A 26107-nucleotide genomic window follows, 5' to 3' on the forward strand; every position below is an offset into this window, starting at 1 on the left:
CGACGGCGCTGATGCGCTGCAAGCCTTGCCCAGAGCGAGTTTTGCGCATGGCAAGCAACTTTCTTGGCTGAGGGATGGGGCTAATCAGGTCCGTATATGACCTGCGGGTGCGTCCTCGGTGTGGCGAAGTTTCGACTTCGTCAGCCAGCTTGCCGTCTACCGGAAGATACAGGCGATTTGCCGATACATCCTTGTCGATCAATCCATGCTCGACCAATTTATTAAGAAGCCGACTTCTGAGAAAAGTGCTATTTTCAATGACGTGGTGACTTTGAAGGATGACGTTACCGGAGGGCATCTGTTTTTGCTCCAAAATCCATGCAGAGAAATCTCTATCCGTAATTTGCAGCGTCGATTAGCCGAACCCCACGCTTCTTGGGTGATTTGCCGAATCCATGGGAAATCAAGGTGTCGCGCAAGAATCGATCGCAGAAGGCATCTGCCGTATAAGGTGTTCGGAACACATGCGCTGCCCCGACCACATCTTTGTTGAAAGCCAACTTGGCCCCCCCCACGAGGCTGTAGTACTTGCCATTTGGATATCCGGTCAGCACCTTGACGGTAGATGCTTCCTCGTCGATGGCGTCGATAATCCGCACCACCTCGCAAAGATAGTGCGGTGCTGCGGGCGTACCGTCTTCCAGTCGGAAGTCACAGAGCGCGAAGGCAAAGCCTTCTGGGTCAGCAGCGTCAAGGACCTGCTTCAGCGGCTCGGAGACCAGCCAGTAGTCCGTCAAACCGCTCTCAAGATCATCGGGCATATCACCAATGCGGCTGTCGTAGCGCAGGCGCGGGGTCTCCTTCAATGTGGCTAGTCCCGCGTCCTCTTCCGGCAGGCTGTCAGCAATGGAAAATGGCACCGCATCTGGGTTCTCGAGCTTCAAACCAGGGCCGCGACCGCCCCCCCCGATATCGGACCTGAGGATGTAGAACGCGCCTTTCTGAGGTGCGTTGTCATGTGTTGCGCGGGCTTTTTTTGCTTCGTTCATAGGTGCTTTCTCTCAACAATCCAGCATGCGTCGAACAGGTGCCTACAAGTGAGTCGCTTCGCTGCCCACGGTCAGATGCCTACCTCTGGCGCTTGCCCGCCAGCAATGGAGGCGGGGCCGGCAGCGGATGGCGGGCATGTTGCAGGCCCTGTTGGGATGGGATGCACCCTCCTATGTTGCCCGTCTTCAGCGACCGACGCAGTAGGAAAACACCGACGCCTACGGACAGCGCTGGCCCTGGCGCGCGCAATCGTCGCCCCGCCACGCCTGCGGCCTTCATGCACGGTTTTCGCTGCACCCCTGCAGGGTAGACCTAGGCCCCGCTGCAGCTAGCGATCCGTGGGAGTCACGGGGACGTTTCTTCCCTGCAGATCCCTGCGCGCCTGTGAGGCTCAGCGGGCGGTGCGCAGCCTTGTTCCGGGCCAGGCCTCCCGGGGGCGTTTCGGCAAATGACCATCGGAAACAGGTAATCGGTAATCCGCAAGCCAAAACCAGACTTAAGGGATTGATATCAATCGGAAATTTGGGATTACCTTTTGGGGTGATTTAAGGTAATTGGGTCCACATCGAAAAGTCATGTGATTGAAATTTAAGGGTTTTTTGGGGGGATTACCTGCCCGAAAGGTAATCCCATTACCTCCCAGTTACCCTTTAATTACTTTTGATATTTCTCTATAAGTATTTGATAAACATTGAAGTATGTGTATTTCTGGGGCTGGATGACCTAGATTACCTCTCTCCCGTGGTCATCTGAAAAATTGAGATTGGGGCGCGCTAGAGTAGGTCGCCACAGCACTCGCTACGACCGGTTACACCCGCAATGTCGCTGAACCACGATGCCCTGTAGGCGAACCCCGATACCGTCCACGAGGCCGGTTGGAAGCGCTGGCGGGTGGTAGACCAGACCGTGGCCATGCTTGAGCGCGCAAGCCAGTTGGCCAACAAGCACGGTGGTCAGCAGCACACCTTATATATGTCGGTCACTGCCGCATGAGCGCGATCAATGCCGGCGATGAGCCTGTGCTGCCGCCTGGCTTCCGCTGGGAGAGGCCTTGGCAGAGCGCGATGGGGTCACCGACGGCGCTTTTCCTCGAGGGTGAAGAGGTGGCCAGGTTGGTGCAGAGACTCACTGGCGAGTGATACGTGCTGCTGGAGCGCCGAAGGCCGGTGCCGCCTGGTAAACCCTTCGCGCCTTTTGTGGAGCGCGACTGCAACAGCTTCGACCAGGGAGAGCGTGGCACCGTCATGTGGGCCGTGCGCCAACAGGCGAGGATCCGAGCAGAGGTGACAGACCGCAGGCCGCGTTCTGGAGCCACATAGGATGAGGCCGGTAGCCGGGACGATCGGGAAAATTGGCATGACGCCCAAGCGCGCACCAGGCCTCCGGGCTTGGCTGCCGGGAGAAATAAGCCGAGCAAGCTCCTGATTTGTAAGCTCAGTAGCGCTAACTGTTAATCAGTAGGTCCAAGGTTCGAATCCTTGACGGCCCACCAGATAGGCAGCCACTCAGCGCAAGTTGAGTGGCTGTTTTTCTTTGTGTTCGTTGCCGGGCGTGCCTGCGCTCGCAGTGCGCCGGTCGGAGTCGAGGCAGGTGGTGCGCGCCGGCCAGGGGCGTTGCGTGGCCTGCGGCTTTTTCTTTGCGTCCATCCCTGCAACAATGGCTAGGTAAGTGCAGCATCGCGAAAGTGGCGGAATTGGTAGACGCACCAGATTTAGGTTCTGACGCCGCAAGGCGTGGGGGTTCGAGTCCCCCCTTTCGCACCAATGCAGTGCGGCCGTGAGCGTTCCGGCCGCTGCAACGCCCGTCATACGCTCGCTTTTTGCGCACGGGGGTGCCCGTCCCGCTGGCAGCGGCCGCCGTTATCGGCGAAACTACAAGGCTCGGCGGCTTTCTCGCCATCCGTCAACCCGCATCTTCCATCTCGTGCCGACGCTGTGCGCTGTCGGTGGCAGGAGTCAACATGCAAGCATCGATCGAATCCACCGGCAATCTGGAACGCCGCCTGACCTTCACCCTGCCGCAGGAGCGCCTGGAGACCCATGTCGGTGGCCGCCTGCGCGAACTGGCGCGGACCACGCGCATCAAGGGCTTTCGTCCGGGCAAGGTGCCGCCCAAGGTGATCGAACAGCGTTTCGGCCAGCAGGTGCGGGCCGAGGCGATGGAAGGCCTGCTGCGTGAGACCTTCGATTCGGCAGTGCGCGAGCATTCGCTGCGCCTGGCCGGCAACCCGCGCATCGACCAGGGCGAAAGCGACTTCGATTTCGTCGCCACCTTCGAAGTGGTGCCGGATTTCGGCGATATCGACGTGGCCAAGCTGTCGGTGGTGCGTGCGGCCGCTGAAGTGACCGATGCCGACATCGACCAGATGATCGAAAACCTGCGCCTGCAGCGCCGCACCTGGAATCCGGTCGAGCGCGGCGCGCAGGTCGGTGACCTGGTGGCACTGGAGACCTGGTCGCAGGCCGGTGATGAGCGTCTGCCCGCCGAGGGCGTGGAGACCGGCAGCAGCGTGCTGGGCTCGGGCGTGATGTTCGACCAGATCGAAAAGGGTCTGGAAGGGCTGTCCAAGGGCGAAGACAAGACCCTGAGCGTGGATTTCCCGGCCGAATGGCGGGTGCCGCAGCTGGCCGGCAAGACCGTGCAGGTGCATGTCAAGGCAGTGGAAGTGTCCGAACCGGTGTTGCCGGCGGTGGACAAGGAATTCATCAAGAGCTTCGGCGTGAAGAGTGGCGATGCCGAGCAGTTCCGCGCCGACATCCGCACCAACCTGGAGCGCGAGCTCAAGGGCGCGCTGATGAACCGTCTGCGCCGGGAAGTGGGCGAGCAGCTGATCGCCGCCTATGCGCATGTCGAAATGCCGCCGCGCCTGGTCGAGAACGAAGCGCGCTCCATGTTGGCCCAGCAGGTCGAGCAGCTGGGCCGCAGTGGCCGCGATCCGGGCCAGGTGCCGGCCGACGCCCACCAGGGTTTCATGGACGCCGCCGCCAAGCGCGTGCTGGTCGGTCTGCTGGTGGGTGAAGTGGCCCGTCGCAACGAGCTGCGCCTGGAATCCAAGCGCGTCAGCGAAACGCTGCGTCTGATCGCCTCGACCTACGAAGAGCCGGAGCAGGTCATTGAGATGTACCGCAACGACCCCCAACTGATGGGTGGGCTGCAGAGCCGTGTCATGGAAGAGCAGGTGATCGACTGGATCGCCGAGCGCGCCCAGCACACCGAGCAGTCGCTGTCGTTCCAGGACGCCATCCGGGTCTGAGGCGGGAGCAAGAGAACCGCGCCCTGCCGTCGTCGGGGTGCGGATATCGAACACGGGCATCGGCACAGGCCGCTGCCACAACAGGAAGACCGATGAGCATTGTGACCAAAGCCCTGAATCTGGTGCCCATGGTGGTCGAGCAGACCAGCCGTGGCGAGCGTGCGTACGACATCTACTCGCGTCTGCTGAAGGAGCGTCTGATCTTCCTGGTCGGTCCCATCGACGACCATATGGCCAACGTGATCGTGGCCCAGCTGCTGTTCCTGGAAGCGGACAATCCGGAAAAGGACATCAGCATCTACATCAATTCGCCCGGTGGCGTGGTCACCGCGGGCATGGCGATCTACGACACCATGCAATACATCAAGCCGGACGTGAGTACGATTTGCGTCGGCCAGGCAGCCTCCATGGGCGCGCTGCTGCTGGCGTCGGGTGCGGCGGGCAAGCGCTATGCGCTGCCGAATTCGCGCGTGATGATCCACCAGCCGCTGGGTGGTTTCCAGGGCCAGGCGACGGACATCGACATCCATGCCCGCGAGATCCTGACCCTGCGTTCGCGCCTGAACGAGATCCTGGCCAAGCATACCGGTCAGTCGCTGGAGACCATCGCGCGCGACACCGAACGCGACAACTTCAAGAGTGCCGTCGATGCCCAGGCCTATGGTCTGGTGGATCAGGTGCTGGAGCGCCGTCCGGACGAGTCGATCCAGCCGTCTTGATTTTCAGGTCATTGAAATTGCAGGAAAATCCGGCAGGGTCGGGCAGGGCGAATGTCCTCCCGGCCCTGTGCTATTCTCGAAATCGAACCCCCGTGCATCGGGTGGGGTAACTGGGTAACAGAAGCATGAGCGAAGACCGCCAAGGTCGTTCCGGCGACAGCAACAAGATTCTCTACTGCTCGTTCTGCGGTAAGAGTCAGCATGAGGTCCGCAAGCTGATTGCCGGTCCTAGCGTATTCATCTGCGATGAGTGCGTTGAGCTGTGCAATGACATCATCCGCGAAGAACTCGAGGAAAAGGCGCAGTCGGCACGGTCCAGCCTGCCCAAGCCGCGCGAGATCCTCGAGGTGCTGGATCAATACGTGATCGGGCAGTTGCGCGCCAAGCGCACGCTCGCGGTGGCGGTGTACAACCACTACAAGCGCATCGAGAGCCGCAGCAAGAACGACGACGTCGAGCTGGCGAAATCCAACATCCTGCTGGTCGGCCCCACCGGTTCGGGCAAGACGTTGCTGGCCGAAACGCTGGCGCGGCTGCTCAACGTGCCGTTCACCATCGCCGATGCCACCACGCTCACCGAAGCCGGCTATGTCGGCGAGGACGTGGAAAACATCATCCAGAAGCTGCTGCAAAAGTGCGATTACGACGTCGAAAAGGCGCAGCAGGGCATCGTCTATATCGATGAAATCGACAAGATCTCGCGCAAGAGCGAGAACCCGTCGATCACCCGCGACGTGTCCGGCGAAGGCGTGCAGCAGGCGCTGCTGAAGCTGATCGAAGGCACGGTGGCCTCGGTGCCGCCGCAGGGTGGCCGCAAGCATCCGCAGCAGGAATTCCTGCAGGTGGACACCAAGAACATCCTGTTCATTTGCGGCGGCGCGTTTGCCGGCCTGGACAAGGTGATCCAGCAGCGCTCCAACGATGCCGGCGGCATTGGCTTCGGTGCCAAGGTCAAGAGCAGCGAGCGCAAGCGGGAAGTGGGCAAGATCCTGGCCGAGGTCGAGCCGGAAGATCTGATCAAGTTCGGCCTGATCCCGGAATTCGTCGGCCGGCTGCCGGTGGTCGCCACGCTGGAAGAGCTGGATGAACCGGCGCTCATCAAGATCCTGACCGAACCCAAGAACGCCATCACCAAACAGTTCAAGAAGCTGTTCGACATGGAAGGCGTGGAGCTGGAGTTCCGCCCGGATGCCTTGTCGGCGATCGCCAAGAAGGCGCTCAAGCGCAAGACCGGCGCGCGCGGCCTGCGCACCATCGTCGAATCGGTGCTGCTGGATACCATGTACGAGCTGCCGTCGCAGGAAAATGTCAGCAAGGTCGTGGTGGACGAGTCGGTGATCGAACACAAGTCCGAGCCGTATCTGATCTACCAGGCGCAACCGGCGCCGGCCAAGGCCGCGTCCGGGGACTGAGCCCTGCCGACCCATTGCCCAGGTGGTGTCCTCGCTGGTGGCTAAAGGGTTTTCGAGCGCTACTTGCAACGTCTAGCCGATGGCCCCATAACGGGGCCATCGGTTTTTTTTACGCCTTGAATGTCCCTTCCTGCGGAGCGCCCCATGGCCCAGTCCCAACCAGAAGTTCTCGATCTGCCGGTGTTGCCGCTGCGCGACGTGGTGGTGTTTCCGCACATGGTGATCCCGCTGTTCGTGGGGCGTGACAAGTCGATGCGCGCGCTGGAAAAGGCCATGGAGGCGGACAAGCGCATCCTGCTGGTGGCGCAGAAATCGGCCGAGACCGACGACCCTGCGGCGGCCGACCTGTACACCGTCGGCACGCTGGCGCAGGTGCTGCAGTTGCTGAAGCTTCCCGATGGCACCATCAAGGTGCTGGTGGAAGGCCTGTCGCGCGTCACTGTCGACAAAGTGGTCGAGCTGGACGGCGCATTGCAGGGCCAGGGCACCGAGGTCGAAGCCAGCGATGCGCGCGAGCCACGCGAAGTGGAAGCGATCGCGCGGTCGTTGATGTCGCTATTCGAACAATACGTCAAGACCAACCGCAAACTGCCGCCCGAGCTGCTGCAGACCCTGGCCGGCATCGACGAGCCGGGCCGCCTGGCCGACACCATCGCCGCGCATATCGGCGTGCGGCTGGCCGACAAGCAGCGCCTGCTGGAGATCACCGAAATCGGCGAGCGGCTGGAGCTGCTGGTCGGCCTGGTGGACGGCGAAATCGACGTGCAGCAGCTGGAAAAACGCATCCGCGGCCGTGTGAAGTCGCAGATGGAAAAGAGCCAGCGCGAGTACTACCTCAACGAGCAGATGAAGGCCATCCAGAAAGAACTGGGCGACCTGGACGATGCACCGGGCGAGCTGGAAGAGCTGGCCCGCAAGATCGCCGAAGCCGGCATGCCCAAGCCGGTGGAAACCAAGGCCAAGGCCGAACTCAACAAGCTCAAGCAGATGTCGCCGATGTCCGCCGAAGCGGCGGTGGTGCGCAACTATCTGGACTGGTTGCTGGGCGTGCCGTGGAAGAAGCGCACCAAGGTCCGCAAGGACCTGAAGGCGGCCGAAGACACGCTGGACGCCGACCACTACGGCCTGGACAAGGTCAAGGAGCGCATCCTCGAATACCTGGCCGTGCAGTCGCGCGTGAAGCAGATGAAGGGTCCGATCCTTTGCTTGGTCGGGCCGCCGGGCGTGGGCAAGACCTCGCTCGGGCAATCGATCGCCAAGGCCACCAACCGCAAGTTCGTGCGCATGAGCCTGGGCGGCATCCGTGACGAGGCCGAGATCCGCGGCCATCGCCGGACCTACGTCGGGTCCATGCCCGGCCGCCTGGTGCAGAACCTCAACAAGGTCGGCAGCAAGAACCCGCTGTTCCTGCTGGACGAAATCGACAAGATGTCGATGGACTTCCGTGGCGATCCGTCGTCGGCGCTGCTGGAGGTGCTGGACCCTGAGCAGAACAACTCCTTCAACGACCATTACCTGGAAGTGGATCTGGACCTGTCGGAGGTGATGTTCGTTGCCACCTCCAACTCGCTCAACATCCCCGGCCCGCTGCTGGATCGCATGGAGGTCATTCGCATCCCCGGTTACACCGAGGACGAAAAGCTCAACATCGCCATGCGCTACCTGGTGCCCAAGCAGATCAAGGCCAACGGCCTGAAGCCGGACGAGATCGAGATTGGCAACGATGCCATCCAGGACATCGTGCGCTACTACACCCGCGAATCGGGCGTGCGTAATCTCGAGCGCGAGATCGCCAAGATCTGCCGCAAGGTGGTGAAGGAAATCGCACTTGCCGGCCCGCAGCCGGTGGTGACCAAGACAGCCACCAAGAAAGGCAAGCCGAAGGCGCTTGTGGCCGTGGGGTCGAAGAATCTCGACAAGTATCTGGGCGTACGCCGCTTCGACTTCGGCCGCGCCGAAGAAGAAAACGAGATCGGCCTGGTGACCGGTCTTGCCTGGACCGAGGTTGGTGGCGAACTACTGCAGATCGAGTCCACCCTGGTACCGGGCAAGGGCAACCTGATCCTCACCGGCCAGCTCGGTAACGTCATGAAGGAGTCCGCATCGGCCGCCTTGTCGGTGGTGCGTTCGCGCGCCGAGCGGCTGGGCATCGACGTGGATTTCCTGCAGAAGCAGGACGTGCACGTGCACGTGCCCGATGGCTCCACGCCGAAGGATGGCCCCAGTGCCGGTATCGCGATGGTGACCTCGCTGGTGTCGATCCTGACCAAGGTGCCGATTCGCGCCGATGTGGCGATGACCGGCGAGATCACCCTGCGTGGGCGCGTGTCGGCAATTGGCGGCTTGAAGGAGAAATTGCTGGCCGCCCTGCGCGGTGGCATCCGCACCGTGCTGATCCCGGACGAGAACCGCAAGGACCTGGCCGACATCCCGGCCAACGTGACCCGCGATCTGGAGATCGTGCCGGTGAAGTGGATCGACGAAGTGCTGGACCTGGCACTGGAACGCCCGCTGGCGCCGAAGAAGGCCGGCAAGGAAAAGGCGCGCAAGACCGCTTCGCGCGTGGCCGTGCGTGGCAAGTCGCGCAGCACCCCGGGAGCCCGCGTCAAGCACTAACGCGCGCTGTCTAGGACGTCCCGAAACACGCCAAAACCCGCGTCGTTATTGGGTTTTGGCTTGCGTGCTGTTGGGGGCGCTGGTATAAATGCACGACTCGTGGGCGCGGCAAAATGTGATGCGTCACGCGATACCACTTGTGTCGGGTTCTTCGCTAACGGCAAGAGCGCCGATTGTCGATTCCGCGGCATCTGCCGCAAAGGGAGTTTCAAGAATGAATAAAACCGAATTGATCGATGGCGTTGCCGCTACCGCTGACATCTCCAAGGCTGAAGCTGGCCGTGCTGTCGACGCGGTTGTGAGCGAAATCACCAAGGCGCTGAAGAAGGGCGACGCCGTCACCCTGGTTGGCTTCGGCACCTTCCAGGTCCGCGAGCGCGCTGAGCGCACGGGCCGCAATCCGAAGACGGGCGACAGCATCAAGATCGCCGCTTCGAAGAATCCTGCATTCAAGGCTGGTAAAGCCCTCAAGGATGCAGTAAACTAATCGACTCGCTAGGGTGCTTAGCTCAGCGGTAGAGCGTCTCCCTTACACGGAGAGGGTCGGGGGTTCGAAACCCTCAGCACCCACCATTAAGCACCAGGCAACTGTTTCAAGCGCGGAGCGGTAGTTCAGCTGGTTAGAATGCTGGCCTGTCACGCCGGAGGTCGCGGGTTCGAGTCCCGTCCGCTCCGCCAGTTACACACCAAGCCCCTGAGCGATTGGGGGCTTTGTTTTCTCCACTGCATTCGCGTCGCGATTGCGGTGGGGGTAGAGGGTCAAGTTCAAAGCGGAGCGGTAGTTCAGCTGGTTAGAATGCTGGCCTGTCACGCCGGAGGTCGCGGGTTCGAGTCCCGTCCGCTCCGCCAGTTATACCAAAGCCTCCGGCCTTGTGCCGGGGGCTTTTTTTTGGTTCGGCGCGGCCCGTTTCGGATGCGCCTGCATCGCTCCGGATCGGCTGTTCTTGCGCTGCGCTCCCGTAGTGACAGGCGCCGGGCTGGGTGCGTGGCGTCAGGCGGGTTACACTGCGCGGCTCGCCCACAGGCCGTGATTTGCCAATGCTGCAGAAACTTCGCGACAAGACGTCAGGCTGGATCGCCACCGCCATCCTGGGGTTGCTGATGATTCCGTTCCTGTTCGTCATCGATAACAGCTATTTGGGCGGCATTGGCGCCAACAACGTTGCCAAGGTGCAGGCGCCGCCGACCTGGTGGAAATCGGCACCGACGTGGTGGCCGGTCTCGTTGCTGTGGCAGCACCATGAAATCAGCACGCAGGACTTCCGCACGCGTTTCGAACAGGCGCGCATGCAGGAGCGTCAGCGCCAGGGTGAAAATTTCGACCCGCGCACGTTCGAATCCCGCGAAAACAAGCTGCAGGTGCTCGACCAGTTGGTGGATGAGCAGGTCGTGCGGCTTGGCGCCGAAGATGCCGGGATCGTGATCGGCGATGCGACGGTGCGCGATTACATCACCAACATCCAGGCGTTCCAGGTCGATGGCAAGTTCAGCCCGGACCAGTACCGTGCAGCGCTGGCGCAGGGAAATCCGCCACGCACGCCGGCACAGTTCGATGGGCTGGTGCGCGACAGCCTGCAGCAGTCGGTCATTCCACAGGCCGTTGCCGAATCCGGGTTTGCGACCAAGACCGAGTTCGAGCGCCTGCTCAAGCTGATGGGCGAAACACGTGACGTGGAGCTGGCGATGTTGCCGGCGCCGGCGGCCGACACTGCCCCCGTCAGCGACGTGCAGATCAAGCAGTGGTACGACGCGCACACGCAGGATTTCCGTCAGCCGGAGACGGTGAGCATCGAATACGTGGAGCTCAACGCCGCCACGATGCCGCCTGCCACGGCGGCCGATGACGCCACGCTGCGCAAGCGCTACGAAGAAGAAAAGGCGCGTTTTGTCGAGCCGGATCAGCGCCTTGCATCGCACATCCTGATTACCGCCGGCAGCGATGCCGCTGCACAAAAGGCAGCAGAAGCGAAGGCCGCCAAGCTGGCCGCCGAGGCCAAGCAGCCAGGTGCGGACTTCGCTGCGTTGGCCAAGGCCAACTCGCAGGATCCTGGCTCCAAGGATGCCGGTGGCGACCTGGGGTGGGTCGAGAAGGGGGCAATGGTCAAGCCGTTCGAGGATGCGCTGTTCTCGATGAAGGCAGGCGACGTTGTCGGGCCGATCAAGAGCGAATTCGGGTATCACGTGATCCAGCTGCGCGAGGTCAAGGGCGGGCAGGGTAAGTCGTTCGAGCAGGTCCGCGACCAGCTTGCCGCCGAGCAGCTCAAGGCCGATGCCGACAAGGCGTTTGCCGATGTCAGCGGCAAGCTGGTGGATCAGATCTACAAGAACCCCACCGCCTTGGAGCCGGCTGCAAAGCAGGTCGGTTTGCCGGTACAGACCCTGGGCCCGTTCTCGCGGACCACTGCCAGCGGCATTGCCGCCAATCCGGTGGTGTTGCGCTCGGCATTTTCCGAAACGCTGGTGCAGGACGGGACCGTGAGCGACCCGATCACCATCGCGCCCAATCACAGCGTGGTGTTGCGCGTGACCAACCACACCGCCGAACAGGCGTTGCCGTTGGACAAGGTGCGCGACAAGGTGACTGCCGCCGTGCATGCAGACCGCACCGAGAAGGCCGCTGCCGCCGCTGCAGACGCCTTGCTGGCCCGCGTGCAGAAGGGCGAAACCCTGCAGGTGCTGGCGCAGAGCGAGAAGCTGCAACTGCAGCCGATCCCGGGGCTGCCACGCACCGCGCCAATCCCGACGCCGGCCGCAAACCGCGCAATTTTCAGTGCTCCTCGCCCAAGCGAAGTGAAGCCTTCGGTCGGCAAGGTGGAGCTGGACGGCGGGCGCTTTGCGGTGTTCGTCATCAGCAAGGCCACGCCGGGCGACTTGAAGCAGATGCCGGCCGAGCAACAGACGATGCTGCGCGAGCAATTGAGCCAGATCGACGGCAACAACGCGGCGCAGGCCTACATCAAGGAAATGCGCAAGCGCTACAGAATCCAGATCGAAGAGGCACAGCTATAACGGCGCGCTGTCGATCGATGGAAGGAAAGAGCCCGGGTGACCGGGCTTTTTCTTGACCTGCACCGCCGTTGTAGGAGCGGCCCCGGCCGCGAGAGGCATTTCCGCTAAAGCCCCATCGCGGCCAGGGCCGCTCCTACAAGAGCGGCATGGCGGGTGGGGTGGGCGACGGTTGTCACTGACGAAGATGCGTGCGTGTCAGAGCAGGCCGCGCCGCTCATGGCCACGTGCCTCTCCGTTGCAGGAGCGGCCCCGGCCGCGAGAAGCGTTCCCGATAAAGCTCCATCGCGGCCAGGGCCGCTCCTACAAGAGCGGCCTGACGGGTGGGCTGGGCGACGTCTGTCAGCGAAAAAGATGCGGGTACGTCAGGGCGTATCGTTGAATGACAGCACCATGCCAGGCTTCAAGACCGCGCGCTTGTCCAGGCCATTGCTGGCGAGCAGGGTGGCGACCGTGATGCCGTAACGGCGCGCGATGGCCCAGGCCGATTCGCCATTGCGGACGGTGTGGGTCCTGGCGGCCGTGCTGGAGGCCTTGGCGGTGGCGACGCTGGCTACCGCTGCTGCGGTCGCGCTGCGATTGGAGTGGGTGTCGGGAGTCGGCGTGGCGGCAGCCACCACCGCTCCGCTGGAACCCGGCTGTGCGGCTGCAATGGGAGCAAGCACATGCACGCCCTTGGGCGCGGCGCGTGCGCCTGCCACGGCAGGGTTGAGGCGGGCCAGCAGTTGCGGCTCGATTGCGCGTTGTCCGGCCCAGGTGTTGAGGCTGGTGCCCGTGGGCAGGGCGTGTTCGGTCAGGACCGGAACCTGGCGGTCCAGGGAGGTCAACAGAGTGCCCTGTTGCTGCGCGTGATCGAGGACGCAGGCCAGCGCATGCAGTTTTTCGACATAGTCGTAGGTGACCTTGGAGATGCCCGGCAGCTCTGACGGACGCGCATTCTGCGCATTCATTCCGGCGCTGCGCATCGCTTGCAACACGCGGTACTCGCCGGCGTTGTAGGCCATCAGGGCCAGGCGCCAGTCGCCGCCGAACATGCCATACAGGGTCTTGAGGTAGCGCACCGCTGCATTGGTGGAGTCCACCGCCGACAGGCGGCCGTCGTACTGCGCGCCGACCGGGACATGGTGGTTGCGGGCCGTGGTAGCGACGAACTGCCAAAGTCCCGCCGGACCGCTGCCATTGCGCGCGCCGGGGCGGTAGCCGCTCTCGACAAAGGGAATCAGCGCAAATTCGGTGGGCATGTCGGCGGCGCGCAGCTCGTCGACCACATAGCCGAACAGCGGCAGCACATCCTGCGCATCGTCGGCCAGGCGCGCGGGCGCGCGCGAGAAATGCTGCTCCCAGCGGGTGTCGCTATGTTCGCTGTCGCAGCCGGGGTCGGCGCGGCCTTCCAGGAACGACGAAAAGATCTCGCGCCCGTTCCGCATGCTGGGAGCGCTGGTCGGGGCAGGTGTGCTCTCCACCGATGTCAGGCGCCCGGCGTCAGCGGACCAGGCAGCCGTCGATGTGGTGGCTGCACAGACGGCCAGCACTGCCAGAGCCAGGCGAATCATGCGCGAAAATCGTCTTTCCAGCGACGAAGTTCGGCGAAAACATCTACTTCGGAAGAGACAGCACCAGCGGCGCGCGCTGCTGCGGCGGCGCGAATTTCGGGGCTATGGGTACGCAGGAACGGATTGGTGGCCAGTTCACTCTTGAGCGAAATCGGCAGGGTAGAACGGGCTGCTTGACGCATGGCCTGGGCTTCCTGTTGACGGCGCTGCAAGGCAGCGTTGGTGGGATCGACGTGCAGCGCAAAGGCCGCGTTGGCCAAGGTGTATTCATGGCCGCAACACACAAGCGTTTCGCCGGGCAATCGGGCCAGGCGCTGCAACGAGTCGAACATCTGTGGAGCGGTACCTTCGAACATGCGTCCACAGCCTAGGCTGAACAGCGTATCACCACTGAACACCTGGCCATCGGTCACGAAGGCGATATGGCTACGGGTATGGCCGGGCACCTCCAGCACTTCGAATGTGGTTCCAAGCAGGCGCAAACGCTCGCCCTGGCCAACCTGGCGGGCAGTTGCAGGGCTGCGGTCGTCGGCGGGGCCGAACAATTCCAGCTGCGGCCAACGTGCCTGCAGCGCCGGCACGCCACCGATATGGTCGGCGTGGTGGTGGGTCAGCAAGATCGCGCTGGGCATCCATCCATCGCGCGCGGCTGCAGCGATCACCGGCTCGGCCTGGCCGGGATCGACCACGATGGCGCGACCATCGGCGGCGACCAATGCCCAAATATAGTTGTCGTCGAATGCGGGCAGGGCGATCAGTCGCATAGAATTGGGACCATGCCTGCCACGCCATTCTGCCGTCAAGCTGGTGTCTCAACCTGGTTTGATACGGGCGCGGGGCGCATCCTGCTGCAACTGGAGCGCCAACTGGCGCTGCAGGAGCTGCTGAAGCGTCCATCCCAGCCGTGGTTGTGGGTGACGCCCGGCGAGGATTTGCCGCCGCGCGAGGGCTTGCAGGGCCGCGGTCTGCGCTTGTTTCGCCATGCCGGGCGCTTCGCCGGCGATGCCCGCTGTGCGATGCCGTTTCCGCTGCCCACCGAGAGCCTGCAGGCCATCGTGGTGCAGCATGCCGTGGTCGGCGGGGCGGTGGAGTTTCTGGCCGAGTGCGAGCGCTTGTTGATGCCCGGCGGCCGGCTGTGGCTGTTCACACTCAACCCGTTGAGCCCGTATCGCTTCCATTGGGCGCGCCGCGGCCCGGTGGCGCTGCGCCCGGATCGCTGGCGGGTGCTGGCACAACGCGCCGGCCTGCATGGCGTGAATGGCGAGCGCTACCTCGGACCAATCTGGCGTGCCGGGCGCGGCTCCTCCGACCCCGGTCGCGCGCCCTGGCGCGCGGTGTACCTGCTCGAAGTGGAGAAGCGCGCCTGCGCACCGATTGCGCCGACCCCGATCGCACGGCCATCGCGCTGGCCGCAGCCGGTGGCCACGATCTGACCCCTAGCACCATTGCAACCCTGGAAACTGATGAAATCACTTGAAGTGCATACCGACGGCTCCTGCCTCGGCAATCCCGGTCCGGGTGGTTGGGCGGCGCTGCTGCGCTACAACGGCCGCGAGAAGGAACTGGCCGGTGGCGAAGCGGTGTCCACCAACAACCGCATGGAACTGATGGCCGCGATCATGGCGCTGGAAACGCTGACCGAGCCGTGCCAGATCGTGCTGCATACCGACTCGCAATACGTGCGCCAGGGCATCACCGAGTGGATGACCGGCTGGGTGCGACGTGGATGGAAGACCGCTGGCGGCGATCCGGTCAAGAACCGCGAACTGTGGGAGCGGCTGCACGCGGCGACGCAGCGGCACAACATCGATTGGCGCTGGGTGAAAGGCCACAATGGCGACCCGGACAACGAACGCGTCGACGTGCTCGCCCGCAACCAGGCCATTGCCCAGCGCAATGGCAGCGCAACTGCGTAAGGGGATTCCATGCGTCAGATCATTCTCGATACAGAAACCACCGGCCTGGAATGGCGCAAGGGCAACCGCGTCGTGGAAATCGGTGCGGTGGAGCTGCTGGAGCGGCGCCCGAGCGGCAACAACTTCCATCGCTACCTGAAGCCCGATTGCGACTTCGAACCCGGCGCGCAGGAGGTGACCGGGCTGACCCTGGAATTTTTGGCCGACAAGCCGCTGTTTGCCGAGGTGGTGGAGGAATTCCTCGCCTATATCGACGGCGCGGAGCTCATCATCCACAACGCCGCGTTCGACCTGGGCTTCCTGGACAACGAACTGGCACTGCTGGGCGACGGCTACGGGCGCGTCGTCGACCGCGCCACCGTGGTCGACACCTTGATGATGGCGCGCGAGCGTTATCCGGGGCAGCGCAATTCGCTGGATGCCTTGTGCAAGCGGTTGGGCGTGGATAACTCGCACCGCCAGTTGCACGGCGCCTTGCTCGACGCGCAGATCCTGGCCGATGTGTACATCGCGCTGACCTCCGGGCAGGAAGAGATCGGCTTTGCCAGCGCCGATGCCGGCCAGCATGCCAGCGATGGCGGCAATGCGATCACCTTCGACCCGGCGCTGCTGTTGCCGCGCCCGCGCGTGGCGGTGACTGCGTCCGAGTCGCAGGCGCATGAGGCACGCCTGGCGCAGCTGCGCAAGAAGGCCGGGCGTGCGCTGTGGGATCCGCCGGTCGAAGAGGTTGCGGATGCCGGCTAGTCGATTGGCGGGAGCGGGGCGATGCCGTCAGGCCCGCCTGGTCCAGCCTCTCTCGACGCGCTTTGCGTGGATCCATGCAGAGCGGTCATTGAAGTGCTTCAACAGCGCGAAGCGCGCCTCAGTAGCTACGCACCAGGATGGCGGTGATGTTGTCCGAGCCGCCGCCATCCAGCGCAGCGGCAACCAGGCATTCCACGCACTCCTGCGCGCTGCAATCGGCCTGCGACAGCGTTGCCGCGATGGCGGCATCGTCCACTTCCTCGGTCAGCCCGTCGCTGCACAGCAACAGCTGCATGCCGGATTTGAGTTCGCCCTGCATGGTGGCGACGTTGAGGTGGATCGGGTCGGTCACGCCCAGCGCCTGGGTCACCACGTTGCGATGCGGATGCGCACGTGCCTGCTCGCTGGTGAGCGTGCCCTGGGCGATGAGTTCCTGCACATAACTATGGTCCTGGCTCAGCTGGGCCAGGCGTCCGTCGCGCCAGAGATACGCGCGGCTGTCGCCGACCCAGGCCACTTCGAAGCGCTGGCCCAGCACGCGTGCGGCCACCACGGTGGTGCCCATCGGCAAGGTGTCGTTGCAGCGGCGCGAGGTCTTGATGATTTCCTCGTCGGCAATACGGATGGCCTGTGCCAGCGGCGTGCCGGCGCGCACTTCGCGCACGATGGTCTCGCGTGCCAGCGCGCTGGCGACCTCGCCGCAGGCGTGTCCCCCCATGCCATCGGCCACCAGCCACAACCCAAGTTCGCTGTCGCCGTAGTAGGTGTCCTCGTTGAGGTCACGGCGCAGTCCAACGTGGGTGAGGTGTCCGAATTCGAGCATGGGGCCGGGTCGCCAGGGAGAAGGTGCGCCACCATCATCGCGGCCCGACCGGCCAGCAGCAACACGCGACTGGCGAACGGCGCAATACCTGTTCACGCCCGGCCCGGATTTGCGCCAGCTGGCGCAGGCCCGGGCCGCTTGTGGCCGCGGCCGTGTGCCCGTATGATGCACGGCCCCAGGACACTGGGGACCATCTGGAGAGGTGGCAGAGCGGTTGAATGTACCTGACTCGAAATCAGGCAGGCGTTTATAGCGCCTCGGGGGTTCGAATCCCCCCCTCTCCGCCAGATTAGGGCGAGCAGTTGTGCCAGTGCCGCGTGAGTTTCGCCGGCGGCATTGGGGGGTGAGAAGCCCCGGGTTCGACAGGCAGCGCAGCTGCCTGCACGGCGAAGCCGCCCGCAGGGCGAAGGCAGGCAGTGCCGAGTGAATCCCCCCTCTCCGCCAGATTCGCATCAGCCCCCGCAAGGGGGGTTTTGTTTATGTGTGGCAATCGCTGCCTGCGGCGATGGCTACAATTCGCTCGATTCCCGTTGGAGGCCTGTCATGTCCGAGATCCTGGTGCCCGTGTCCTTTGGTGAACTGCTCGACAAGATCGCGATCCTGCAGATCAAGTCCGAGCGCATGACCGATGTGGCCAAGCTGGCCAATGTGCGCAACGAGTTGTCCGCGCTGGAGAACAGCTGGATGGCGCATCCGGCCGACGGCCACGACATCGTGCGGCTGCGCGCCGAACTGAAGGCCGTCAACGAGCGGTTATGGGTGATCGAGGACGACATCCGGCTCAAGGAGCAGGCGCAGAGCTTCGATGACGCCTTCATCCAACTGGCGCGCAGCGTGTATATCGAAAACGACGAACGTGCGCGGATCAAAAAGCAGATCAACCTGGCGTTGGGCTCTTCCTACGTGGAAGAAAAGTCCTACCAGGACTATCGCGCAAGCAAGGCCTGAGGGTCTCGTCCGGCTGATCGGGCTGCCGGCTGGTCGGGCGCGATCGGTGGATGCGGTGGCCGGGTGCCACGTTGGGTGAGATCGGGGTACCGGTCGCTGTTCAGGGGGCGACTGCTCCGCGCACGTAGGGAGTTCCGGCGCGGTGGCCGTGGCGCCCGGCCATCGCCCGGGTTGCCACCCCGGCGCCGGGTGGACCGGTCTCCAGCGGCTAGCGTGGATGATCGGCGCGATACCGCTCGAAGGCGGTAATCGCATCGTCCACGCTGACCAGCTGCATCACGTCGTCGAATTCGATCTTGGTGCCCCAGCGCAGCTGGTCGGCCGGCTTGTGCAGGTACTTGCGTGCCGCCGCGTCGTAGCGGTCCACGCAATAGCGCACGTCCGAATACGGGCCGCTGCGCCGGGGGTTGCTGGCCGCATGCAGCCCCAGCACCTTGGTCCCCATCGCGTTGGCGATGTGCATCGGCCCCGAATCTGGCGTGACCACCAAATCTGCGCGGGCGAGCAGGGCGGGCAGCTGCTTGAGCGTGTCCTTGCCGACCAGGTCCAGCACCGGCGTACGTGCGTTGGCGGTGATGGCATCGGCGGTGCTGCGTTCCAGATCGCTGCGGCCGCCGCACAGCACCACGCGCCAGCCCTGTGCGGCGGCATGGTCGGCCAGGGCGGCGTGGCGGTCCGGGTACCAGTTGCGCCGCGCATGGCTGGAGCAGGGCGAGATCATCAGCACCGGGCGGCCGTCGTCCTGCCACTGCGCTTGCGCCCAGGCATGTGCGTCCTCGGGCACCGGCAGGTCCCAGCGCACCTGCGTCTGGCGCAGGCCCAGCGGCTCGGCGAAGCTGCCGATGGCGTCGAGCACATGGATGCCGGGGCGGTCGGCGATGCGTTCGTTGACGAACAGGCCGTGCAGGTCCCTGGAGCGGCTGCGGTCGTAGCCGATGCGCCGGCGCGCCGGCACGAAGGCCGAGAGTACGTTCGCGCGCAACGCCACCTGCATCTGCAGCAGGGCGTCGAAGCGCCCCAGCTGAGCCAGTTGCCGGCGCAGCGCGCGCATGCCCGCCACGCCACTGCGTTTGTCGTAGGCGTGGAAATGCACGCCGGGCAGGCCGTCGAGCAACTTCAGCCCGGCCTTGTCGATGATCCAATGCAGTGTCGTCTGCGGGAAGCCCGCCTGCAGCGTGCGCACCAGCGGCACTACGTGGGTGACGTCGCCCAGGGCGGACAGGCGCAGCAGGCACAGCGATGCAGGCGTGAGAGCCATGGTGTTGTTAGACTCGATAGATGGTTTCTTTCGACGCCACCGAAGCGCTGACGCCGTACCGCGAGGGTCGCGGCTATGGCGCCATTCTGTTCGACCGCGAACGGCTACGGCAAGCCGACGCCGGGTTGTTTTCGCCGCAGCGCTGGGGCGACAGGGCGCGGCCGGTCGACGAGGGCGGGCGTGGCGGCGCGTGGTTCGTGGATGCGCCGTTCGGCCGCAGCGTGTTGCGGCAATACTTGCGTGGCGGCATGGCGGCACGCGTGAGCCGCGATCGGTACCTGTGGAAAGGCGCCGGACGCACGCGCAGTTTTGCCGAGTTCCGGCTGATGCGTGAACTCATCAAGCGCAAGCTGCCGGTGCCGCGACCGCTGGCCGCCTGTTACTTGCGCGAAGGCCTGGGCTATCGCGCGGCGCTGTTGATGGAGCGGCTGGAAAACGTGCGCTCGCTGGCCGATCACGCCCAGGTGGCCGGGCGTGGCGCGCCCTGGGAGGCCACCGGCCAGCTGATTGCGCGCTTCCATCGCGCCGGGCTGGACCACGCCGATCTCAATGCCCACAACATCCTGTTCGACGCCGGCGGGCATGGCTGGTTGATCGATTTCGACCGCAGCGTGCTGCGCATCCCGGCCACGCGCTGGCGCAAGCGCAACCTCGAGCGGCTGCATCGCTCGTTGCTGAAGCTGCGCGGCAACCGCAGCCGCGAAGAGGTGGACAAGGACTACGAACGCCTGCATCGCGCCTACGAGCTGGCCTGGGGCCGGGGCTACTGATGCAGTGGGCCTTGCGCGTGCAGGGAGTCGGCAATGCGTCGGCGGTGGCGCTCGGTTCGCCGATGGCCACGCTCGAGCGCGCCGGTGCGCCGTGGCTGACCATCGATTGTGGCAGCGAGGGTCTGACTGCCTATCAGGCGCACTATGGTGGCCTGCCGCAGGCGATCTTCATCACCCATGTGCATCTGGACCATGTGGGCGGGCTGGAGCGGCTGTTCGTGGACAGTTACTTCTCCGAACGTCGCGGACGCACGCGCCTGTACGTGCCGGCACCGGTGGTGCCGCTGCTGCAGCGGCGCATTGCCGATTATCCGAACGTGCTGGCCGAGGGCGGGGCCAACTTTTGGGATGCGTTCCAGCTGGTGCCGGTGGGCGATGCGTTCTGGCACGACGGAGTGCGGCTGGAGGTGTTTCCGGTGCGCCACCACTGGCCAGAGACTGCCTTCGGACTGCGCCTGCAGGGTGCGTTGGTGTGGACCGGCGACACCCGGCCCATCCCGGAGATGCTGAAGCGTTATGCGAGCGACAACGAGCTGATTGCGCATGACTGCGGCGTTCACGGCAACCCGTCGCATACTGGCGTGGACGATCTGGAGCGGGAGTACCCGCAGGACCTGTTGGGCCGCATGCTGCTGTACCACTACGCCAGCGATGCCGACGGCGACGTGCTGCGCGCGCGTGGCCACCGCGTCGCCGTGCCCGGGCAATACCTGGTGTTGGCGGACCCGACCGCCGCCATGGTGCGCTGATGGGCACCCCGACGCTGCCCACGCTGGCCGGCGCGCCCCTGCAGGACCGCTATGGCCGCCCGCTGCGCGACCTGCGCCTGTCGGTGATCGAGGCCTGCAACTTCCGTTGCGGCTACTGCATGCCGGCCGACCGCGTGCCCGACGATTACGGCTTCGACTCACAGCAGCGGTTGAGTTTCGATCAGCTGGAAACGCTGGTGCGTGCGTTCGTGTCGGTCGGCGTCACTAAGGTGCGCCTGACCGGCGGAGAGCCGCTGCTACGCCGCGACCTGCCGAGCCTGATTGCGCGGCTGACTGCGATCGAGGGCATCGAAGATCTGGCGCTGACCACCAATGGCACCTTGCTTGCGCGCCAGGCTGTTGCGCTGCGGCAGGCGGGGCTACGTCGCATCACCGTCAGCATGGATGCGCTGGATCCGACATTGTTTCGGCGTATGAGTGGCGACCGCGGCGAGATCGCGCAGGTGCTGGGCGGCATTGCCGCGGCCGAGCGGGCCGGATTCGAGCGGCTGAAGATCAATTGCGTGGTGCAGCGCGGCGTCAACGAAGACCAGGTGTTGCCGCTGGTAGAGCACTTCCGGGGCAGCGGGCATGTGCTGCGTTTCATCGAATTCATGGACGTGGGCAGCTGCAACGGCTGGACCCCTGATGCGGTGGTGACGTCCGCGCAATTGCACGAACGCATCCACGCGCGCTGGCCACTGGTGGCGCTGGACGCCAATTACACCGGTGAAGTGGCGCAGCGCCATGCGTTTGTCGACGGTGCTGGCGAAGTGGGCTTCGTCAGTTCGGTCAGCGTGCCGTTCTGCGGCGATTGCCAGCGCGCGCGCGTTTCGGCAGACGGGCATCTGTATACCTGCCTGTTTGCCAGCCAGGGCCACGACCTCAAACCAGCCCTGGCCAACGGCGAGCCTGCGCTGGCAACACATCTGCGTCAGCGCTGGAGCGTACGTGGCGACCGCTACAGCGAAGTGCGGGCCTCGGTACCACGCCGCGGCAAGCCGGTCGAGATGTTTTTGATCGGCGGATGAGCGCAGACGCAGTGCTGACGCAGCTGCGCACACCGTCGATGGATCGCCGTCCTGAGGTCGTGCAGGCCTTGCGTAACTGGCGGCGGCGCAGGAGTTATGGTTGGCAGCTGCTGTTCCATCAAGGCACCCTGTTCACCGAGAATGCCGCATCCTGATCGCCTGTCTTCGCGTCGCTTCCCATGCCTGCAAAATCCCGTTCCGTACGCCTGACCCACCTCGACGATGCCGGGCTTCCCACGATGGTGGATGTCTCGGACAAGGTGGTCACCGCCCGTAGCGCCACCGCAGAGAGCCGCGTGCGCTTTCCGGCCGCCGTGGCCGCGCAGCTGCGCGCCAATGGCTTGCGCAGCGCCAAGGGCGGCATCGTGGAAACCGCAGTGATTGCCGGCACCATGGCGGTCAAGCGCACGCACGAATTGATTCCGTTCTGCCATCCGCTACCGATCGATGCGTGTCGTTTCGAGATCGACTGGGCCGGCGAGCAGGTGCTCGACATCCGTTGCACGGTACGTTGCGTGCATCGTACCGGCGTGGAAATGGAGGCGCTTACCGGTGCCAGCGTGGCCGCGTTGACGGTCTATGACATGTGCAAGGCGTTATCGCACAGCATGAGCATCGGCCCGACCAAGCTTGTATCCAAGCGTGGTGGCAAGCGCGATATCGGAGCGGCGCAATGACTGCGACGGTAACGGTGCTGTATTTCGCCAGCCTGCGCGAGGCGGCGGGCATGGCCGACGAGCGCGTGCAGTCCGATGCACAGAGCCTGCGTGGCCTGTACGCCGAGCTCGCTGCGCGGCACGGCTTGCGCTGGGGGCCAGCACAACTGCGCGTGGCCGTGGATGGCGCGTTCGCGCGCTGGGAGGATGCGCTGCGCGACGGCAGCGAAGTGGTGTTCATTCCACCGGTGTCGGGAGGTTGAGCATGAGCGATCAGATTGCCGCAGTGTTTGCGTTGTCCGATGTCCCGTTGCCGCTCGATCATCTGCGCGGCGGGATGGAACATCCACATGCCGGTGCCTTTGCCAGCTTCGAAGGCTGGGTGCGCAATCACAATGACGGCCGCCAAGTGGCCGGGCTGCGCTACGAGGCGTATGCCGCACTGGCGCAGGCCGAAGGCCAGCGTGTGCTGGACGAGGCGATGCAACGGTTTTCCATCGTGCACGCGCACTGCGTGCACCGCGTGGGCGAGCTGCGCATCGGCGACATGGCGGTGTGGGTCGGCGTGAGTGCGGCGCATCGAGGTGCCGCCTTCGATGCATGCCGTTTCATCATCGACGAGGTCAAGGCGCGCGTGCCGATCTGGAAGCACGAACATTACCTCGAAGGCGACGCAGGCTGGCTGCACCCGCAGTCGCAATGAGGTCGGTGCGGAGGTATTGAGCCCTTGTGAGTGGCAGGGCGTCAGCGGGCCTGAGCGAAGGCAGTTGGTGTAGGCGCAGGCCGCGACCTGGTTGTTCGATACCCAGCCTGATCGACGACGACAGCGCACATCTCGCAATAGCGCATGTGGCTTGCGATGCATCCGGGTGGGGGATTGGGGTGGTGTCCCCGCCGGTTGACCTCGGCGCCCGCATCGATCGATACCGTTGCTGCCTTCCGGCCCTGGCGGGATTTTCGATCTAGCGTCGCGAGGGACCGACGGGGCCACCATAAGACGTGGGCCAGTGTCATGGCCCGGATCTGCTGCGACCGATTCGTCGCGCAGATCATGAAACTGGCGGAGAGAGGGGGAGGTACTGATCCCGCTCGAACGTCCTGACTCTCCTGCAGCCACGCAAACCAGGGATGTGGCCTGACTTGTGAACCGCCATTGTAGCGGGTCAGGTGTTCCCACCGCTAGCCCAAAAGGGGAACTGATGCCATGACTCAAGTTCGTATGCCGCGCGTGCATGAATCTCTCGAGTATCTGGAAGATACGCATCGTTCTTTAGCCTGAGGGACGCAGGTCTATCGACTTCTCCAGTCGGCAAGCATGAAACTTCTAACTGAACGAAAGCGAGCACCTTTGCCTCCACCAACCTCATCAAGTTAGGCCTGTGGGAGCATGTGGTGCGGCTGAACGCCGCCGGAGAGACCAAGCTCTTCCCCGAGCTCATCTCCGACACCAAAAATGGCCCAGCGGGCCGGACCTAACAAGCGTTCTCACGCTAGCTGGTCAAGCCGGGCATCAGGGCGCGAAGCGGCGGCAGGGTGGGTCACCACAGCTTCCGGAATACGGTCATCGGCGCGCTGAAGGCGGCTGGGGTCAACCGGGAGATGCGAGAGGAATACATAGGGCATGAGCTGTCGGACCGGCGGGGCACGCTCATGCATGTGAGATGGAGTTCAGTCCGAGGGCATTGGCCCAAGCATGTTATTCAGTCATGATATGGGGCGGTGGATTTTCGGCATTTGTGACTGACATCCAAAAGCGTTAATTTTCCACCGCTTGACAAGGTAAGAAATTTTGATAAGATTCCAATTGAGTGGTTGCTAATGCTTCCGCTTACAGCTGCAAGGGGCTTGCCCCGGCAGCAGCACTGCTGAGCAACCAGCAGCAGCCAACAGCCGCCTATATGGCGGCTGTTTCCTTATGGAGAATCGTAAATGGATCTTGCTTTTTGTTACCTTGACGAAGCTGGATGTCCCGGGGGGCTGCCCACTGCGAACTCTCAAATTCAGCCAGTATTTGTGTTGACTGGCCTTTTGTTGCCTGAATCTAGGATTAGAGAGCTTACAAAAGAATATGTTGCGCTAAAGGTTAAATATTACCCCGCCGCGTTTGCTCACCTTAATCACGACTTGGAGGCAATGCGAGTCGAGTTAAAAGGTGCTGAGCTTAAGAAAGACTTGCGAAAGTACCATGGTGACCCTGCAAGGAAAACTGCAGAGCATTTTTTGGATGATCTTATAGCACTTGTGAAAAAGTGCGAAGGTAAGCTGGTCTCGAGGATGTGGATAAAAGCTGTCGGGCAACCTTTTAATGGCCAGGCAGTTTACGCGCTAACGACTCAAAAATTTTCTAATTTTTTTCAGATTTATTTGAAGGAGCGTGAAGCACGGGGATTGATTGTTGCTGATTTTCGTGAGCCAAGGGCTAATAGCGTAATTTCTCACGCAATTTTTTCGCAAAAGTTCAAGCGTGGGAGAAAAGGAGACGTGTATCCCTCCATATTGGAGTCGCCGCTTTTTGGTGTCAGTGATAACCATGCGGGGTTGCAGATAGCTGACATATTAACGTCGGCAATTATTTGTCCGATGGCGACGCACGTTTATTGCACAGGCTACGTATTTAGTCCGCATGTGAATCCAAAGAATAAATATATCATTCAGCGGTATCGAGCTAGAATTCGCGAGCTCGAGTATAGATTTTTTTCTGAAAGAAAAAAGATATATGGAATTAGTGTGGATGATAAGCATGGTGGGAGAACTGTCCAATCTCTTTGGGAATGGAGGGCCTGATAGGATTTAATCATTCTCAAGTCAGAGTAGAGAATTTCTTTGCGTTCTTGCTCAGAAATTTGAAGCTTGCGAATAGGAGGAGATGGTGACATGAAAGTGAAGTCATGTGCTTTATCAATCCATTTTCTACAAGGCTAGTAGATGAGTGAGAAAATCCTGGAGTCGATCACCTCTGCAAAGACCAAGAAGAGCTCCGACTGCTTGAAGAGCAGGAAGCTGGCTCCGCCAAGAACAGGCCGCCTCGGCTGTAACCGAAATCATCGGCCTGTTGAGTCAATAGGGTGAGCACTTCACCCCGAAGCAGAATCCCGAGCTGGCCATCGCCATCGGCGCCAGCAGCCCGTGCCGTGGCGGCAAGGCTGCTCCGACCAGACCAAAAGGGAGGTGGCTCCTAAGTATTGGCTGCCCCATACCCATGAGACCTGGATCGGCCGTGGCCGTCCGCCGCGCGCCTTGAAGGCTTGGGAGGGCACCCCTGCCTACAAGCAGTGGGAAGCCAGTCACCCGGACGAGAGTTCCCGAAATATCCGGGCTGAGCGCTGGCAACGTTTCGAGGAAGCCAGCTTCGGTAGAGCGCAGGCTCGCAAGCCAGCTGTAAGCCTGTCAGACGGTAGGCATCGAGAGGCCAAAGGGCGAGGCGGGGCGCTGGAGGTGGGGGTGGGGTGGTCGGAAAGGGTTCTTCTCTATTCTGGGGATGTGGCTTTGAAGGAGTTCAAGGTCAAATTTTTTTCTCCAATGCTTATTATTCCGGAAAGTGCGGATTCTCGATTTTATGAAGGTGCGGCCATCGGTGATTGTCAACATAGTTGTCCGCTATTTCATGCTGCGAACTTCATTTCATCGGGTGCTTTTCTATCGTCGTTATCCGGGTTCAGCCAC

Annotated in this window: 23 protein-coding genes, 6 tRNA genes, 1 other RNA gene and 2 pseudogenes; 25 read left to right on the plus strand and 7 right to left on the minus strand. The window is 63.0% G+C overall.

Features of this window, described 5'->3' with window-relative positions:
• Both XcuCFBP2542_RS19840 and XcuCFBP2542_RS16445 read right to left on the minus strand, forming a co-directional pair.
• Window positions 1–217 (minus strand): annotated as a pseudogene (locus XcuCFBP2542_RS19840) (hypothetical protein); the annotation flags it as partial.
• 115 nt (window positions 218–332) lie between these two features.
• Window positions 333–989: an imm11 family protein gene (locus XcuCFBP2542_RS16445; protein WP_104605012.1), complete on the minus strand. Its 657-nt coding sequence runs from the start codon at window positions 987–989 to the stop codon at window positions 333–335.
• A 1385-nt stretch (window positions 990–2374) separates the two neighbouring features.
• Here XcuCFBP2542_RS16445 and XcuCFBP2542_RS19635 point away from each other — a divergent pair.
• From XcuCFBP2542_RS19635 to XcuCFBP2542_RS16500, 11 genes are all read left to right on the plus strand, one after another.
• Window positions 2375–2482, plus strand: a tRNA-OTHER gene (locus tag XcuCFBP2542_RS19635).
• Between the two features lie 186 nt (window positions 2483–2668).
• A tRNA-Leu gene (locus tag XcuCFBP2542_RS16455) sits at window positions 2669–2753 on the plus strand.
• 197 nt (window positions 2754–2950) lie between these two features.
• Complete coding sequence (tig, locus tag XcuCFBP2542_RS16460; protein ID WP_104605014.1) at window positions 2951–4243, plus strand: trigger factor; 1293 nt, start codon at window positions 2951–2953, stop codon at window positions 4241–4243.
• 92 nt (window positions 4244–4335) lie between these two features.
• On the plus strand, window positions 4336–4962 hold the full coding sequence (gene clpP, locus XcuCFBP2542_RS16465; RefSeq protein WP_104605016.1) for an ATP-dependent Clp endopeptidase proteolytic subunit ClpP: 627 nt from the start codon (window positions 4336–4338) through the stop codon (window positions 4960–4962).
• A gap of 125 nt (window positions 4963–5087) precedes the next feature.
• Complete coding sequence (gene clpX / locus XcuCFBP2542_RS16470; protein ID WP_104605018.1) at window positions 5088–6374, plus strand: ATP-dependent Clp protease ATP-binding subunit ClpX; 1287 nt, start codon at window positions 5088–5090, stop codon at window positions 6372–6374.
• A 144-nt stretch (window positions 6375–6518) separates the two neighbouring features.
• Complete coding sequence (gene lon / locus XcuCFBP2542_RS16475; RefSeq protein WP_104605020.1) at window positions 6519–8990, plus strand: endopeptidase La; 2472 nt, start codon at window positions 6519–6521, stop codon at window positions 8988–8990.
• Window positions 8991–9204: 214 nt separating this feature from the next.
• On the plus strand, window positions 9205–9477 hold the full coding sequence (locus XcuCFBP2542_RS16480; protein WP_104605022.1) for an HU family DNA-binding protein: 273 nt from the start codon (window positions 9205–9207) through the stop codon (window positions 9475–9477).
• 11 nt (window positions 9478–9488) lie between these two features.
• Window positions 9489–9563, plus strand: a tRNA-Val gene (locus tag XcuCFBP2542_RS16485).
• A 28-nt stretch (window positions 9564–9591) separates the two neighbouring features.
• A tRNA-Asp gene (locus XcuCFBP2542_RS16490) sits at window positions 9592–9668 on the plus strand.
• A gap of 94 nt (window positions 9669–9762) precedes the next feature.
• A tRNA-Asp gene (locus XcuCFBP2542_RS16495) sits at window positions 9763–9839 on the plus strand.
• Window positions 9840–10028: 189 nt separating this feature from the next.
• Window positions 10029–11999 (plus strand): peptidyl-prolyl cis-trans isomerase, encoded by a 1971-nt coding sequence (locus XcuCFBP2542_RS16500; protein WP_104605024.1) that lies wholly within the window; start codon window positions 10029–10031, stop codon window positions 11997–11999.
• A gap of 362 nt (window positions 12000–12361) precedes the next feature.
• On the opposite strand, the gene XcuCFBP2542_RS16505 is transcribed toward XcuCFBP2542_RS16500, so the two are convergent.
• Together XcuCFBP2542_RS16505 and gloB are read right to left on the minus strand one after the other, a co-directional pair.
• Entirely contained in the window at window positions 12362–13549 is a 1188-nt protein-coding gene (locus XcuCFBP2542_RS16505; RefSeq protein WP_104605026.1) for a lytic transglycosylase domain-containing protein, read from the minus strand.
• On the minus strand, window positions 13546–14313 hold the full coding sequence (gloB, locus tag XcuCFBP2542_RS16510) for a hydroxyacylglutathione hydrolase (RefSeq protein WP_104605028.1): 768 nt from the start codon (window positions 14311–14313) through the stop codon (window positions 13546–13548). Before gloB ends, XcuCFBP2542_RS16505 begins: the two co-directional genes overlap by 4 nt.
• Window positions 14314–14325: 12 nt before the next feature.
• Here gloB and XcuCFBP2542_RS16515 point away from each other — a divergent pair, with 12 nt between their 5' ends.
• The 3 genes from XcuCFBP2542_RS16515 to dnaQ are packed head-to-tail and all read left to right on the plus strand — an operon-like array spanning window position 14326 to window position 16209.
• On the plus strand, window positions 14326–14982 hold the full coding sequence (locus tag XcuCFBP2542_RS16515) for a hypothetical protein (RefSeq protein WP_104605030.1): 657 nt from the start codon (window positions 14326–14328) through the stop codon (window positions 14980–14982).
• A 30-nt stretch (window positions 14983–15012) separates the two neighbouring features.
• Entirely contained in the window at window positions 15013–15465 is a 453-nt protein-coding gene (rnhA, locus tag XcuCFBP2542_RS16520; RefSeq protein WP_104605032.1) for a ribonuclease HI, read from the plus strand.
• A gap of 9 nt (window positions 15466–15474) precedes the next feature.
• Window positions 15475–16209 (plus strand): DNA polymerase III subunit epsilon, encoded by a 735-nt coding sequence (dnaQ, locus tag XcuCFBP2542_RS16525; protein WP_104605034.1) that lies wholly within the window; start codon window positions 15475–15477, stop codon window positions 16207–16209.
• A 118-nt stretch (window positions 16210–16327) separates the two neighbouring features.
• Here the strand turns inward: dnaQ and XcuCFBP2542_RS16530 are convergent, their stop codons facing one another.
• Window positions 16328–17032 carry a PP2C family protein-serine/threonine phosphatase gene (locus XcuCFBP2542_RS16530; RefSeq protein WP_104605036.1) on the minus strand — a complete coding sequence of 235 codons (705 nt, stop codon included), beginning with the start codon at window positions 17030–17032 and terminating at the stop codon, window positions 16328–16330.
• 196 nt (window positions 17033–17228) lie between these two features.
• Between XcuCFBP2542_RS16530 and XcuCFBP2542_RS16535 the strand changes: the two genes are divergently transcribed.
• Window positions 17229–17319: transfer RNA gene (locus XcuCFBP2542_RS16535), tRNA-Ser, on the plus strand.
• A 256-nt stretch (window positions 17320–17575) separates the two neighbouring features.
• On the plus strand, window positions 17576–17980 hold the full coding sequence (locus XcuCFBP2542_RS16540) for a DUF6165 family protein (RefSeq protein ID WP_104605038.1): 405 nt from the start codon (window positions 17576–17578) through the stop codon (window positions 17978–17980).
• Between the two features lie 208 nt (window positions 17981–18188).
• Here the strand turns inward: XcuCFBP2542_RS16540 and XcuCFBP2542_RS16545 are convergent, their stop codons facing one another.
• Window positions 18189–19238 carry a glycosyltransferase family 9 protein gene (locus tag XcuCFBP2542_RS16545; RefSeq protein WP_104605040.1) on the minus strand — a complete coding sequence of 350 codons (1050 nt, stop codon included), beginning with the start codon at window positions 19236–19238 and terminating at the stop codon, window positions 18189–18191.
• Between the two features lie 20 nt (window positions 19239–19258).
• Between XcuCFBP2542_RS16545 and XcuCFBP2542_RS16550 the strand changes: the two genes are divergently transcribed.
• The 7 genes and pseudogenes from XcuCFBP2542_RS16550 to XcuCFBP2542_RS16575 all read left to right on the plus strand — a co-directional run bounded on the left by XcuCFBP2542_RS16550 (window position 19259) and on the right by XcuCFBP2542_RS16575 (window position 23147).
• Window positions 19259–20008, plus strand: a complete 750-nt coding sequence (locus tag XcuCFBP2542_RS16550) for a 3-deoxy-D-manno-octulosonic acid kinase (RefSeq protein ID WP_104605042.1) — start codon at window positions 19259–19261, stop codon at window positions 20006–20008.
• A complete protein-coding gene (locus tag XcuCFBP2542_RS16555; RefSeq protein ID WP_104605044.1) occupies window positions 20008–20757 on the plus strand; it encodes an MBL fold metallo-hydrolase in 750 nt (249 codons plus the stop codon). The genes XcuCFBP2542_RS16550 and XcuCFBP2542_RS16555 overlap by 1 nt, the downstream gene beginning before the upstream one ends.
• Complete coding sequence (moaA, locus tag XcuCFBP2542_RS16560) at window positions 20757–21788, plus strand: GTP 3',8-cyclase MoaA (RefSeq protein ID WP_104605046.1); 1032 nt, start codon at window positions 20757–20759, stop codon at window positions 21786–21788. Before XcuCFBP2542_RS16555 ends, moaA begins: the two co-directional genes overlap by 1 nt.
• Before the next feature lie 14 nt (window positions 21789–21802).
• Window positions 21803–21943 (plus strand): annotated as a pseudogene (locus XcuCFBP2542_RS19760) (DUF4440 domain-containing protein); the annotation flags it as partial.
• Window positions 21944–21967: 24 nt separating this feature from the next.
• Window positions 21968–22465, plus strand: coding sequence for a cyclic pyranopterin monophosphate synthase MoaC (moaC, locus tag XcuCFBP2542_RS16565; RefSeq protein ID WP_104605048.1), 498 nt, complete (start codon window positions 21968–21970; stop codon window positions 22463–22465).
• Window positions 22462–22707, plus strand: a complete 246-nt coding sequence (moaD, locus tag XcuCFBP2542_RS16570; RefSeq protein ID WP_104605050.1) for a molybdopterin converting factor subunit 1 — start codon at window positions 22462–22464, stop codon at window positions 22705–22707. The genes moaC and moaD overlap by 4 nt, the downstream gene beginning before the upstream one ends.
• Entirely contained in the window at window positions 22704–23147 is a 444-nt protein-coding gene (locus XcuCFBP2542_RS16575; RefSeq protein WP_104605052.1) for a molybdenum cofactor biosynthesis protein MoaE, read from the plus strand. The genes moaD and XcuCFBP2542_RS16575 overlap by 4 nt, the downstream gene beginning before the upstream one ends.
• Before the next feature lie 185 nt (window positions 23148–23332).
• Here XcuCFBP2542_RS16575 and ffs read toward each other — a convergent pair.
• Window positions 23333–23429, minus strand: an RNA gene (ffs, locus tag XcuCFBP2542_RS16580) — signal recognition particle sRNA small type.
• 944 nt (window positions 23430–24373) lie between these two features.
• On the opposite strand from ffs, the gene XcuCFBP2542_RS16590 reads away from it, so the two are divergent.
• Both XcuCFBP2542_RS16590 and XcuCFBP2542_RS20355 read left to right on the plus strand, forming a co-directional pair.
• Window positions 24374–25228: a DUF3800 domain-containing protein gene (locus XcuCFBP2542_RS16590; RefSeq protein ID WP_104605054.1), complete on the plus strand. Its 855-nt coding sequence runs from the start codon at window positions 24374–24376 to the stop codon at window positions 25226–25228.
• A 384-nt stretch (window positions 25229–25612) separates the two neighbouring features.
• Window positions 25613–26107 (plus strand): H-NS family nucleoid-associated regulatory protein (locus XcuCFBP2542_RS20355; RefSeq protein WP_425478049.1); only part of this gene is annotated, 495 nt, incomplete at its 3' end.

It is taken from the genome of Xanthomonas cucurbitae (genome assembly GCF_002939885.1).
GTDB lineage: Bacteria > Pseudomonadota > Gammaproteobacteria > Xanthomonadales > Xanthomonadaceae > Xanthomonas > Xanthomonas cucurbitae.